The sequence below is a fragment of the Pseudomonas sp. JV449 genome (genome assembly GCF_032424295.1).
GTDB lineage: Bacteria > Pseudomonadota > Gammaproteobacteria > Pseudomonadales > Pseudomonadaceae > Aquipseudomonas > Aquipseudomonas marginalis.
In genome coordinates, this window is sequence record NZ_VYKD01000016.1 from 18,266 (window position 1) to 31,034 (window position 12,769).

Here is a 12,769-nt window from a genome sequence, read left to right on the forward strand (position 1 = left end):
ATGTCGCTCCTTTAATTGCTGCCGCCGCTGGTTCGCGTGTAGTTGTAGCCGACCCCAATGGACTTGGTGAACGGAATCAGTTGGTTCATGTAGGTATCCACGCCCTGGATGCGCTCGCCGACGTTGGACTTGGGCACGAACACCACATCGCCGCGTTGCAGGCGCACCGGCTTGCGTCCGTTGGCGCCGGTCTTGAGGAGCTGGCTGAAGTCCAGGAAGTAAGCACGATAGGCGCCCTGGGCATCTTCGCGCAGCAGCGCGACCATGCTCGCGTTGCCCGCCGGGCTGACCCCGCCGGCGCCGACAATCGCCTGTTCCAGGGTGTTGGCCGTGGCGATCTGCACCGCCGTGGGGTTATTCACCGCACCGCCGACGATCACCGAGTTGCTCGGCGCCTGGTTGATGTTCACCGTCACCCGGGGTTCGCGGTAGGTCGCCGCGAGCTCGTGGGTCAACTGGGTGGCCAGCTCCGATGGCTGGCGCCCGGCAACCTGGATCGGCCCCAGGAACGGGTAGTTGATCTTGCCGTCGGTCTGCACCGTGTACAGCGTCAGCTCGTAGATGGTGCTGACGTTGAACGCCGACAGCGTCGGCATCTCGCCGGCATCGCGGACGATGCGCAACTGGTCGCCGATACGGATGCGTTCCACCGCCGGTGGCAGCTGGGCCAGTTGGTCGAGGGCGCGCTTGCCGTCCTCGACGGTCTTGCTGTCCGGTGGCTCGATACGCGCCGGGGTGTTGCAGGCGGCCAGGGTCAGCATGGCCAGGGCGAGCACGCTTCGCTTCATCAAGGGGGACTTCCTGTGGGTCATGCTGCTCACCTCCAATAACCGGGAAACATGCTGATGCGCCGCTTGAGGGCGAGCGGCAGGCGGCGTTCAAGATGGCCCAGGCGGTAACCGAGCAGTTTGAACACGCTGCGCACCAGCACCTCGGGCACGCGGTGCAAGGCGCCGGCTTTGCGCAGCGCCGCGAGTTCGGCCAGCACATAGCGTTTGCCCTCGCCACCCGCGTCGCCAAAGGCCTGCTTGATCCACGGCTCGCGGCCGTAGAACACGCCAATGTCGAAGTAGCGGTGAAACTCGTCCATGAGTTTGTAATCGTGGGAGTGATGCACCAGCGCGGTGGCGGCGTAGCGCACCTTGTAGCCGTCGAGCAGCATGCGTGCGGCCACAAAGGCGTCTTCGCTTCCGATCACGTCGGCAGGGAAGCCACCGACGGCCTGCAACACACTGCGCCGGTATACCGAAAACGAGTCGGAGCTGAAGCAGGTCTTGATCCCAAGCTCCGGTGCATCGGCCAGGCTTTTGCTGCGACTGTGTTCCGGGTAGTTGAAGTGCCGCGATTGCGCGCCCAGCACGCCCGCATCGGGATGGGGCAATTGCCGCCCGTAGGCGACGCCGTTGAGCGGGTCCTGCTGCAATTCATCGAGCAGGTTGGCAAAGGTCTCGGGGGTGGCGGGGATGGCGTCCTGGGTCATCACGATCAGTGCGTCGCCACCCACCTGTTCGCTGGCCCAGCGGCGGGTGCCGCCGTGGTTGAAGTCACGGGCGTCGATCACCTCGACCCGCGCGCCGAACGCTCGAAAGCGCGCCACGGTGTCATCGCTGGAGGCGCTGTCCACCACCAGCATCTCGTCAGGTTGCAGGGTTTGCATCTTCAGCGCGGGCAGCAGGCGTGCCAGGTGGCTGGAGGCGTTACGGGTGGGGATGATCAATGAAGTGCGCATGTCATTTTTTCGCCTCGGCAGGCGCGCGGCCGTAGATGTCGTCGAAGCGCACGATGTCGTCTTCGCCCAGGTACTCGCCGCTCTGCACTTCGATCATCACCAGGTCGATGATGCCGGGGTTGGTCAGCCGGTGTTTGTGCCCGGCGGGAATGTAGGTGGACTCGTTGGCGTTGATCAGGAATTCGCGGTCGCCATTGGTGATCTGTGCCGCGCCGCTGACCACCACCCAGTGTTCGCTGCGGTGGTGGTGCATCTGCAACGACAGCGAGGCCAGGGGCTTGACCACGATGCGCTTGATCTTGAAGCGACTGCTTTCCTCCAGCACGGTGTAGGTGCCCCACGGCCGGGTCACCGTGCGGTGCAGGCTGTACGCCGGATGATTCTGGCGCTTGAGCTCGGCGACGATGTAGCGCACATCCTGGCTGCGGTGGGCGTCGGCGATCAGCAGCGCGTCGGGGGTGTCGACGATGATCAGGTCGTGCACCCCAACGGCGCCCAACACGCGCTTGGGCGAGTCGATGTAGCAGTTGTGCACGTCATGCAAAATCGCTTCGCCATTGACCTGGTTGCCATGGGCATCGCTGGGGGTGAGCTGGCGCAGCGCTTCCCAGGACCCGATGTCGCTCCAGCCAATGTCACAGGGCACCACGGCCACTTGCCGGGACTTTTCCATCAAGGCCACGTCGATGGAAATATCCGGCGCACTGCCGAACGCATCCGCATCCAGTTCACGTTGGCGCGAGGTTGTGTTCTGCAGGCTCTGGCTGTGCTCCAGCGCGGCGCGTGCGGCCTCCAGCACGTCAGGTGCATGGGTGGCGAGCTCATCCACCAGGGTGCTGGCCTTGAAGCAGAACATGCCGGCGTTCCACAGGTGCTTGCCGCCGTCCAGATAGGCCTGGGCGGTGGCCAGGTCGGGTTTCTCGACGAAGCGTTTGACCCGGTAGCCCTGGCTCAGCGCCTCGCCTTGCTCGATATAGCCAAAACCGGTTTCCGGGTGGTCGGGCTGGATGCCGAACGTCACCAGGTAGCCGGCTTCGGCCAGGTCGCGGGCCTGGGTCACGGCCTCGGCGAACGCCACTTCATTGAGGATCAGGTGGTCGGCGGGCATCACGAGCAACTGTGCGTCGCCGCCGAAATGCTCCTGCACATGCAGGGCCGCCACGGCGATGGCCGCCGCCGTGTTGCGCCCGAACGGTTCCAGCAGCAGGTCCAGGGGCAGGCGGGCGTTGTTCACTCCGCGGTAGTCATCGAGGGTACGAAACAACAGGTCGCGGTTGGTCACCGTGAGCACGCTTTCCACGCCGGGCAGTTTGGCCGCGCGCAGGAAGGTTTTTTGCAGCAGGCTCTGACCATCGCGCATGCGCATGAAGGGCTTGGGCATGTTCTGCCGCGACACCGGCCACAGTCGAGTGCCCGAACCACCGGAAACGATGCAGGGAATTAATCCGTTGAGGGTCTTCATCAATAGACTTCCTTGGTGGAAAGGACGGCCGGGACCGTCATGAAAACGATGTACAGGTCAAACCACACCGACCACTTGGAGATGTACTCCAGGTCGTACTCGACACGTTTCTGGATCTTGAACAGGGTGTCGGTCTCACCCCGGTAACCGTTGATCTGCGCCCAGCCGGTGATCCCCGGTTTCACGCGGTGGCGCGAGCTGTACTCGCTCACCGCCACTTCGAAGGGTATGCCGGCGGCCTTGGTCGCCGTGGCATGGGGGCGCGGGCCGACCATGGACATGTTGCCCAGCAGCACGTTGAACAACTGCGGCAGCTCGTCGATGCTGGTCTTGCGGATGATGCGCCCCACCCGGGTAATGCGCGGGTCTGCGCGGGTGGTCTGGCGTTCGGCGGTGAAGTCGCTCTGGTCGGTGTACATCGAGCGGAACTTGAACACGCGGATTTCGTTGTCGTTGTAGCCAAAGCGGTTCTGGCGAAACAAGATCGGCCCTTTGGAGTCGAGCTTGATCGCAATCGCCGTCGCCACCATCACAGGAGACAGCGCCACCAGGGCCAGGCTGGCCAGCAGCACGTCCTCCAGGCGCTTGATCACCGGCGACCAGCCACGCAACGGCAATTGCGAGGTGTTGAACATGAGGATCCCGCCCACGTCGGTGATGCGGCTATGGCCGTAGCGCAGCGCGGCCATGTCGGGCACCAGCATCACGTTCACCGACATCTGCCGCAGGCGGTTGACCAACCCATGGATGCGCTGCTCGGCGGCCCATGGCAGGCAGATCATCACTTGGTTGACCTGCTCGGCGCGGATGAGTTTTTCCAGCTCACGGGTGTTGCCCAGCAGGGGCAGGTTGCTCAATTCCTTGGGGATCCGCTCGGTGCGATCGTCGATAAAGCCGATCAGGCCGGAGCGGATATCACCGTTGCGTTGCAGGTGGTCGGCGACGTGCATGGCGGTGTCGGTAAAGCCCAGGATCACCGTACGTTGCAGGTATTTGCCCTTGCGCATCAGGCTGCGGTACAGGCGCAGCATCAGCAGGCGCTCAAGGCAGAACAACCCGAGGCTGGCGAAGTACCAGGCCACCAGGTTACGCGGGGTCAATTGCGGGAAAAACTGCAGGATCTGGTACATGAACAACAGGATGCAAAACGCCGCCGACCATGCTTTCACCTTGGTTTTCAGGCGCAGTCGGTTGCTGAACAGTTCTTCGGAATAGATGCCCAGGGCCTGGAACAGAATGATCGTCAGGACCGCGAAAAATACCAGCAGGCCGAGGAAGTGCCCGCGCAGTTCAGGGTCCATCGGGTCGATGAACATCACCAGGATCAACGGGGGCAAAATGGCACTCAGGCCATGTATGAACTTGACGAAAACAACAAAGAACTCAACAAAACCGGCGCGCGTTAAAAACAGGCTGTCGACGGACGACTTCTCTCGCATAAAACATCCCTCATTGCACGCCAGAGCTATTGTTTGGATGTTTGTTCAATAAAGCAGCGAACTGCTTTAGAGGGCACTTCCAACTACGGCTACTCTGGGTAATACGCAACTATCAATTCAAATGCAGCTATCCATTTGAAGGGAATTTGCGGGGGTAGTGACTACAGGAGTGTTCCCTTAATCAGCTTGTCAACTAATTGACGATGGTGCGGAGGTGGCAGGGCAGACAGGTTTATCAGTGTTTTGTTCGGCATTTTATTGACATTCCTTGTCCGGGTACGCGGTGATTGGGTGTGTTTTTGAGTGTAGAAACAAATGCAGGATTTTTCCTGCATAAAGGAAAAACCTTTTTTCAAAGGCGGTAGGAAGGGGGGACAAAGAGGGGGTGGCAGGGCGCACGAAGTGCCCTGCCTGCGGGACTTTCGTTAGATCAGAAATTGCCTTTCAAACTCACCGTAAAATTTCGCGGCTCGCCATAAAAGTTACCCCAGGAGGCTGTACCCACCGTGTTGTAGTAACTTTTATCGAACAGATTGTTGCCGTTGAGTGCGACGGTCCAAGTGTCGTCGATACGGTACGCCACACGGGCACTCCAGGTTGCGTAACCGGCCTGTTCGAGCTTGATGGTCTGCACGCGGTAATTGCTGCTCTGGGCGTTGACGCCGGTGCCCACGCTCCATTTCGACAGGGCGCCGTCGAGCTGGTAGTCGCCCCACATGCGCAGCATGTGTCGAGGTACGTAGGTGTTGGACGTGCCGCCTTCCAGGGCGGTATCGATGTTCTTCAGGGACTTGGTCTGGGTGTAGGTGTAGCCGCCGGATACCTGCAGGCGCTCGAGGACTTCACCGCTGATTTCCGCCTCCACGCCCTGGGCGCGCACCTTGCCGCTGTCGGTGTAGCAATAGCCGTCGGCGGAGGTCGGGCACTGGGCGATGTAATCGGATTCGGCCGCGTTTTTCTCGACGGCGCGGAACAGCGCCAGGGAGCTGTTGAGGCGCCCGTCGAACCATTCGCCCTTGATACCCAGCTCGTAGTTGTCACCGATCTTCGGCTTGAGCGCGGCGCCATCGAGCGTGGCATAGGAACTTTGCGGCTGGAAGATATCCGCGTAGCTGGCGTACACCGACAGGTGCTCATTGAGGTCGTAGATCAGTGCGGCAAACGGCGTCACTTCACCGGTTTCCCGGGTGCGGGCATCCTGCAAGGCCCACTCGCCCCAGGCCAGGTTGTTGGACTGGCGACGGTTCTCGTACCAGCTCACGCGGCTGCCTACGATAAACATCAACGGCTCGGCCAGGCGCAGGCGCAAGGTGGTGTAGGCGCCGTACTGGGTGGCGGTTTCCTTCACCGTGCCGCCGCGATACATGTTCGGCCAGAAAGTGCTGTTGGCCGGCTCCGGGAAATGGTGGTCGGGTTGGTAGATGCCCTGGCGCCTGGGCAGGTTCTGGATCGCGTACACATCGTCCTGGGTACCACGGCTGCCATTGGCACCGAGGATCAGTTCGTGTTCCAGCCCGAAGGCTTCGAACTTGCCGTCCACATAGGCGTCGAGACCGAAGTCCTTGTGGTCGTAGTCCATCAGCGCCGCATAGGAGTTGGCCGTAGGCGTCGGGTTGCCGTAGGCAATGGTGCCTTCGCTGGCGGCGTATTTGGTGTCTTGCAGGTTGCGGCTGTGCACGGCCGCAACCTTGAGTTTCCAGTCATCGTTGAAGGAGTGGGTGAGATCGGCGAAGAAGGTGGTGCGCCGGCTTTGCCAGTCGTTCCAGGATTGGCCCAGGCAGGTGGAGCGGCTGAGGTGGGCGCTTTTGCCGTCGGCATAGCGCGGCAGGCCGCCCCAGCACGGTGTGGCGTCGACGTCTTCATGGCTGGCGCCGAAGCCCAGGGTGGTGTCGGCGCTGAGATCGACATCCAGGGCGCCATAGAAAGCCTGGTCCTGGCGCTTGGAAATATCCATGTAGGAACCGCGATTCTGTTGGCTGATCGCCGCGCGGCCGCGCACCGTACCGCTGTCATTCAGCGGGCCGCCGGTGTCGACGTCGGCGCGGTAGTTGTCCCAGGTGCCGGCGGACAGCGACAGGCTGGTGGTGGGCCTGGCCTGGGGCCGTTTGCGCACGAAGTTCACCGCGCCGCTGGCGGTGCCGGCGCCCTTGAGCATGCCGGCCGCGCCCTTGAGCACTTCGACGCGGTCGTAGATCGCCATGTTCGCGCTGAAGCTGTCGGCCTGCACGTAGTCCTTGCCCATGTCCAGGGGCACGCCATCGTACTGGTACTGGCCGAGCATCTTGAAACCACGGGAATAAAAATATTTGCCGCCCATGGGCGATTCGTAGGTGGTGATCCCGGGCGTGCGTTCCATGACGTCATCGATAGTGGTGAGGTTCTGGTCATCCATCAATTGGCGGGTCATCACACTCACCGATTGCGGCGTTTCCCGCAGGCTGTGTTCGCCCTTGCCGATCGTCACCGCGCCCGTGGTGTAGGCCCCGGTGCCATCGGTGGTGGCGCCCAACCGCTCACCAGTGACCGTGGTGGCGCCCAGGTTCAGCGCGCCGCTGTCGGCCACTTGCGGCAACAGCAGCCAGGTACTGTTGCCCTGGCGCTGGGCTTGCAGGCCCTGGCCACGCAGCAACCGGTCGAGCGCCTGCTCGCGGTCCAGGCGACCACTCAGGCCCGGGCTGGTCTTGCCGGCGACGCTGGTGGCGTCGTACGACAGGCTGATGCCGGCCTGACGGGCGAACTGGTCCAGTGCCGTGGCCAGGGAACCGGCTGCAATGTTCCAGTCGCGGGCCTGGGTGTCGCTGGCCGGCGTTTCGGCCCATGCGAACGGCGGTGCGGCGGCGCAGCTCAGGCAGGCGCCGAGCAAGGCGGCGTGCACCGCGTGCTTGAGGGGGGAACGTGGGGAGGGGAACGCTTGCATGACCGCGGGATGCTCCTGAAGGAAGTGAACAGAACCGGCCTGTTGATCGGCCTTTCCTTACAGGTCGAGCGGCAATGAGAATTCACCTCATTTATTTTCGAGAATGTTAAACGCGGGCGCTGACGGTCACCCAGTAGCGGCTGCGGTAAGTGACATCGAGCTTGAGTGAGTGCGCTACCAGGCCCAGCACTTGATCGGTGTCGTCCAACTGGTAAGTGCCCGACACCCGCAACCCGGCCACCGCTTCGCTGCAGCGCAGCAGGCCGTTGCGGTAGCGGCCCAGTTCGGCGAGGAAAGCATCCAGGCGCATGTCCCGGGCGCTGATCACGCCTTCGCTCCAGGCCCAAGGGTCCAGGCCATTGGCGACCAGAGAACGAATGCCACTGCGGTCGAACAGCACCTGTTCGCCGGGGTTGATCACTTGGCGCGCGCCGGCGGCGTGGTTGTCGGCAAACACCGCCACCGTGCCCTGCTGCACGGCGAGCATGGTGCCTTGGGCGTCTTCGCGCACCAGGAAGCGCGTGCCGAGGGCGCGCAGGTAACCGTCACGGGTCTGTACCCAGAAGGGCCGCGTGTCGGCACCGGTATTGACCAGTATTTCACCCTGGCGCAACTGCACCAGGCGCCGCTCCTGAGTCAATACCGCGTCGAATGCGCTGGCGCTGTTCAGTTGGATGCGGCTGCCGTCGTTCAACGCCACCCAACGCCGTTCGCCGGTGGCAGTGCGGTAGTCGGCCATCAAGGCGGGCAGCGGGGTGTAGTCGCGGCCGAACCAGGTCAGGCCGGCCGTACCGGCCACCAGGCCGAGCAGCTTCAACCCTTCACGGCGGCTGATACGTCGACGCGCCCCGTGCAGGGCGTGGCGGCCGACCTGTGCGGGCAGGTGGCTGAACTCATCATTCATCGTCGCCACCCGTTGCCAGACCTGCTGGTGTTCGGCGCTGGTGTGCAGCCAGCGCTCGAACGCAGCGGTGCTCGCGTCGTCGGCGACGTTGAAGCGCAGCTTGATCATCCACTGGATGGCCTGGTCGACCAGGCGCGGGTCAGAGGTCGGCATAGCGCAACCGATAGCAGGCGTGCAGCGCCTTGGACAGGTCACGCTCCACCGTAGCCTTGGACACCCCGAGGCGCAGGGCGATCTGCGCACAGGTCAGGCCGTCCAGTTGCGCCAACAGGAATGCTTCACGCACCCGCGGCTTGAGCTGGTCGAGCAGGCGGTCGATGCGTTCCAGACTGTCGAGAATCAGCAGGCGGGTTTCTTCCGACGGCACGTCGGCCTGGGGGAAATGCGCAAGGCTTTCGAGGTAGGCGCGCTCCAGTTCGCGGCGCCGGTACTGGTCGATCATCAAGCTGCGGGCGATGCTGCTCAGGTACGCGCGCGGCTGCAGTACGGCCTGCTGTTTGCGTGCGTTGAGCAGGCGCACAAAGGTTTCCTGCGCCAGGTCGGCGGCACGTTCACGGCAACCGGTGCGCCGGCTCAACCAGCCGCGCAGCCAGGAGTGATGGGTGTGGTAAAGCTGGCCGATAGCGGCATGGTCCAGTGGGTGATCGCTCGACATGGGCATCCTGGCGCAGCAGTCTTAATTGATAATGTTTCGCATTCTAGACGCTGGTCGTGGCCATTCGCAATTGCCGATGAACAATGTATCCAGCACAATTTTTTGTTCGCCCCAGGCCCACGCACTAATCTGCAGGCTTTTCCCGGTGGACGGCTTGAGCATGATCGACTTTGCGACCCTGGCAGTTTTTTCAGGTGCTGTGCTGTTGTTGCTGTTATCCCCGGGGCCGAACATGGCCTTTGTGATCAGCCATGGCGTCACCCACGGCTGGCGCGGGGGAGTGGCCTCGGCCCTGGGCATCGGTGTCGCCGACATACTGCTGAGCGCATTGACCGCCAGCGGGGTAACGGCGTTGGTCGCCAGTTGGCCGCCATCCTTTGACGTGATCCGCTGTGCGGGTGTGGTCTACCTGCTGTGGCTGGTGTTCAAGACGCTGCAGAAAAAAACTGGGCTGGAGACTGCCCGCCCGCACCGTGTGCCCCTTGGCCGGGTGTTTCTGCAGGCGATGCTCAACAGCCTGCTCAACCCCAAGGCGTTGCTGTTTTTTGTGGTGTTTTTGCCGCAGTTCGTACGGCCGCAGGCCGGCTCCATCGCCGTGCAGTTGATGCTGTTGGGGGGCGTGCTGACTTTGATCGCTGGGGTGTTTCACCTGCTGCTGGGCATATTCGGCGGGGTGCTGAGCCGCTTCCTCGCCAGGCGCCCAAGAGCCGCCTGGCTACAGAAATGGGGCTTGGCGACGGTGCTGAGCGTGTTGGCGGTGCGCCTGGCGGTGATGTCGCGCCCAGCCTGACCCCATGAGGTGACGGGATTGTGCGGCGAGCAAGCGGTCTGTGGCCAAACGAGCTTGTTGTGGTGAACGAGCTTGTTGTGGTGAGCGAGCTTGCTCGCGCTGGGCTGCGCAGCAGCCCCTCCAAAGCTTGGGGCCGCTTCGCGCCCCAGCGCGAGCAAGCTCGCTCACCACAGGTACAGGCTCAGCCCAGCCGTGCTGCTGCGCGCGCGACGATTTCACCGCGCACCCTGCGCGATTCGGCGGTGCGTTTGTTGGCTTCTTCCCGCACATGCGCAGGCGCTGTGTCCGGGCGACCCGAATCGAACGGCGGCGCCGGCGCATATTCAATCTGCAACTGCACCAGTTGCGCCGCCGCTTCGCTGTACAACTCCGCCGCCAGCACCAGGGCAAAGTCGATACCGGCGGTAATGCCACCCCCGGTGAACAGGTTGCCGTCACGCACCACGCGCTCCTGTACCGGGATGGCGCCGAGGGGGGCGAGCATGTCGTGGTAGGCCCAGTGCGTCGTCGCCTTGCGCCCGCGCAGCAACCCCGCCGCGCCGAGCACCAGCGAGCCGGTGCACACCGAGGTCACGTAGCGCGCGGTCTGCGCCTGGGCCTTGAGGAAGTCCAGGGTCTGCGGGTCTTCCATCAATGGGCCCACGCCGGAACCACCGGGCACGCAGATCACATCCAGCGTCGGGCAGTCGGCATAGGTCATGGTCGGCGTGAACACCAGGCCCGTGCTGGAGGTGACCGGCGCCAGGTCCTTCCATATCAGGTGCAGTTTCACGTCCGGCAGCGAACCCAATACGTCGTAGGGGCCGGTCAGGTCCAGTTGCTGAATGCCGGGGAACAACAGAAAGCCGATCTGCAAGGTCATGAATGAAGCTCCGAGAAAGGGGTAGACGACCTCACTCTAGCGGCCTAGGCTTTGGCGAATACGCCATTGAACCCACGAATCACGCCAACCATGCCCAGAATTGTTCACGTACTCGCTTTCGAGAATGCCCAGGTGCTCGACGTCACCGGGCCGCTGCAGGTGTTTGCATCGGCCAATGACCTGGCGCGCCAGCGTGGCGTGCCGTTGCCTTATGCGGTCACGGTGATCGCCGACCAGGCCGGACCGGTGATGACCTCCGCCGGCCTGGCGCTGGTGGCCGAGCCGTTGCCTGCGGTCGACCAGCCCTGCGACACCCTGGTGATCGCGGGCGGCTGGGGCGTGTACGGCGCCGCTGAAAAGCCTGCGCTGGTGGATTGGGTGCGCGAAAAAGCCCGGCACACTCGGCGCATGGCGTCGGTGTGTACCGGTGCGTTTTTGCTGGCGGCCAGTGGCTTGCTCGATGGTTGTCGCGTCGCCACCCACTGGACCCGTTGCGAAGAACTGGCGCGCAAGTTTCCGGCGTTGACCGTGGAGCCCAACCCGATCTTTATCCAGCAGGGCGCGGTGTGGACCTCCGCCGGTGTCACCGCCGGTATCGACCTGTGCCTGGCTCTGGTGGAAGAAGACCTGGGCCGCGCCGTGGCCCTGGAAGTGGCGCGGCACCTGGTGGTGTTCCTGAAGCGCCCCGGCGGCCAGTCGCAATTCAGCGTGACCCTGTCCCTGCAAAAGGGCGGCAGCCGTTTCACCGAGCTGCATGCCTGGATAGCCGAGCATCTGACCCTCGACCTGAGTATCCCGACCCTGGCCGCCCAGGCCGGCATGAGCGAGCGCAGCTTCGTGCGCCACTACCGCGCTGAAACCGGCCAGACGCCCGCGCGCGCCGTCGAACTGATCCGCGTCGAAAGCGCCCGTCGGCAACTGGCGGACAGCACGGCGTCGATCAAGCGCATCGCCGTGCAGTGTGGTTTCGGCTGCGAAGAAACCTTGCGCCGCAGCTTTATGCGGGCCTTGTCGGTGACGCCCCAGGCCTACCGCGAGCGGTTCTCGCCGGTGGCCTAGGCGAGCAATTCAAACAGGGCGTCGAGGGTGGCCCGCGGTGCTTCCTGGGGAATATTGTGGCCCACACCGGGCAACACCTCCCGCCGGTAAAAAGCGCTGAAATGCTCCACGTCGTCATCCTCTTGCGACGGCGGGCCCACGCCGTCATCGGCGCCGCACAGCGAAATACTCGGCACCGCAATCGCCGGTTGCCGCGCCAGGGCCTGCTCGATGGCTTCCAGCGCCGGATCGCCAGGCGCATACATGAAACGATGGCGATAGGAATGAATCACCACCTCGACAAAGTCCGGGTTATCGAATGACGGCGCCGTCTGCCCATACAGCCCTGGCCCGTCGGCCCAGGACGGCGACCACAGCGACCACAGCAACTCACAGAGTTCGCGGCGATTGGCCGTCAGCCCGTCCACACCGCGCTGGGTGTGAAAGTAGAACTGGTACCACAACCGATGTTCCGTCACCGGCGCCCGTGGCTGGCGCGACCTGGCAATGTCCTGGATGTTATAGCCATCGCCCGTTACCAGCCCGCGTACCCGTTCCGGCCACAGGGCCGCGACGATACACGCGGCACGCCCGCCCCAGTCATACCCGGCCAGGGTGGCGCGCGGGATCGACAGCGCATCCATGAAATCCAGCAGATCCTTGCCCAGCGCCGCCTGTTGGCCGGAGCGCATCACCTGCGCGTTGATAAACCGCGTAGGGCCATAACCGCGCAGGTACGGCACCAGCACCCGGTAGCCGCGTTCGGCCAGCACCGGCGCAATCTCGTCATAGCCGCGAGGGTCATAAGGGAAACCATGCAGCAGGATCACAGGCTCGCCGTCAATGGGACCGTGGGTTTCATACGCCACATCGAGCATGGAGGTGCGCACGTAGAGGAGTGGGGCGGTGATGGTCATGGTGGACTCCTGTCAGGTGTTGAAACTCTAGTCGAAAGACATGACGGGATGCCCTG

At 63.4% G+C, this 12,769-nt stretch carries 11 protein-coding genes; 2 read left to right on the forward strand and 9 right to left on the reverse strand.

What is annotated here, in order from left to right:
- Nucleotides 1-11 precede the first annotated feature (11 nt).
- The 7 genes from F6S08_RS15765 to F6S08_RS15795 form a co-directional block, all read right to left on the reverse strand.
- Entirely contained in the window at nucleotides 12-788 is a 777-nt protein-coding gene (locus tag F6S08_RS15765; protein ID WP_065926902.1) for a polysaccharide biosynthesis/export family protein, read from the reverse strand.
- Nucleotides 789-817: 29 nt separating this feature from the next.
- Entirely contained in the window at nucleotides 818-1,729 is a 912-nt protein-coding gene (locus F6S08_RS15770; protein ID WP_065926903.1) for a glycosyltransferase family 2 protein, read from the reverse strand.
- Nucleotide 1,730: 1 nt separating this feature from the next.
- Nucleotides 1,731-3,191: a mannose-1-phosphate guanylyltransferase/mannose-6-phosphate isomerase gene (locus tag F6S08_RS15775; protein WP_315871863.1), complete on the reverse strand. Its 1,461-nt coding sequence runs from the start codon at nucleotides 3,189-3,191 to the stop codon at nucleotides 1,731-1,733.
- Entirely contained in the window at nucleotides 3,191-4,630 is a 1,440-nt protein-coding gene (locus tag F6S08_RS15780) for an undecaprenyl-phosphate glucose phosphotransferase (RefSeq protein WP_065926905.1), read from the reverse strand. Before F6S08_RS15780 ends, F6S08_RS15775 begins: the two co-directional genes overlap by 1 nt.
- Before the next feature lie 430 nt (nucleotides 4,631-5,060).
- A complete protein-coding gene (locus F6S08_RS15785) occupies nucleotides 5,061-7,547 on the reverse strand; it encodes a TonB-dependent siderophore receptor (protein ID WP_315871864.1) in 2,487 nt (828 codons plus the stop codon).
- A 106-nt stretch (nucleotides 7,548-7,653) separates the two neighbouring features.
- Complete coding sequence (locus tag F6S08_RS15790; RefSeq protein ID WP_315871865.1) at nucleotides 7,654-8,604, reverse strand: FecR domain-containing protein; 951 nt, start codon at nucleotides 8,602-8,604, stop codon at nucleotides 7,654-7,656.
- Nucleotides 8,591-9,106 carry a sigma-70 family RNA polymerase sigma factor gene (locus F6S08_RS15795; RefSeq protein WP_053132260.1) on the reverse strand — a complete coding sequence of 172 codons (516 nt, stop codon included), beginning with the start codon at nucleotides 9,104-9,106 and terminating at the stop codon, nucleotides 8,591-8,593. Before F6S08_RS15795 ends, F6S08_RS15790 begins: the two co-directional genes overlap by 14 nt.
- A gap of 160 nt (nucleotides 9,107-9,266) precedes the next feature.
- On the opposite strand from F6S08_RS15795, the gene F6S08_RS15800 reads away from it, so the two are divergent.
- Nucleotides 9,267-9,896, forward strand: coding sequence for a LysE family translocator (locus F6S08_RS15800; RefSeq protein WP_074845793.1), 630 nt, complete (start codon nucleotides 9,267-9,269; stop codon nucleotides 9,894-9,896).
- 181 nt (nucleotides 9,897-10,077) lie between these two features.
- On the opposite strand, the gene inhA is transcribed toward F6S08_RS15800, so the two are convergent.
- Nucleotides 10,078-10,758: an isonitrile hydratase gene (inhA, locus tag F6S08_RS15805; protein ID WP_065947053.1), complete on the reverse strand. Its 681-nt coding sequence runs from the start codon at nucleotides 10,756-10,758 to the stop codon at nucleotides 10,078-10,080.
- A 90-nt stretch (nucleotides 10,759-10,848) separates the two neighbouring features.
- Here inhA and F6S08_RS15810 point away from each other — a divergent pair, with 90 nt between their 5' ends.
- Nucleotides 10,849-11,817, forward strand: a complete 969-nt coding sequence (locus F6S08_RS15810; protein ID WP_065926909.1) for a GlxA family transcriptional regulator — start codon at nucleotides 10,849-10,851, stop codon at nucleotides 11,815-11,817.
- On the opposite strand, the gene F6S08_RS15815 is transcribed toward F6S08_RS15810, so the two are convergent.
- Nucleotides 11,814-12,713 (reverse strand): alpha/beta fold hydrolase, encoded by a 900-nt coding sequence (locus tag F6S08_RS15815; protein WP_065926910.1) that lies wholly within the window; start codon nucleotides 12,711-12,713, stop codon nucleotides 11,814-11,816. The two genes, F6S08_RS15810 and F6S08_RS15815, sit on opposite strands and share 4 nt — an antisense overlap.
- Nucleotides 12,714-12,769: the final 56 nt, after the last annotated feature.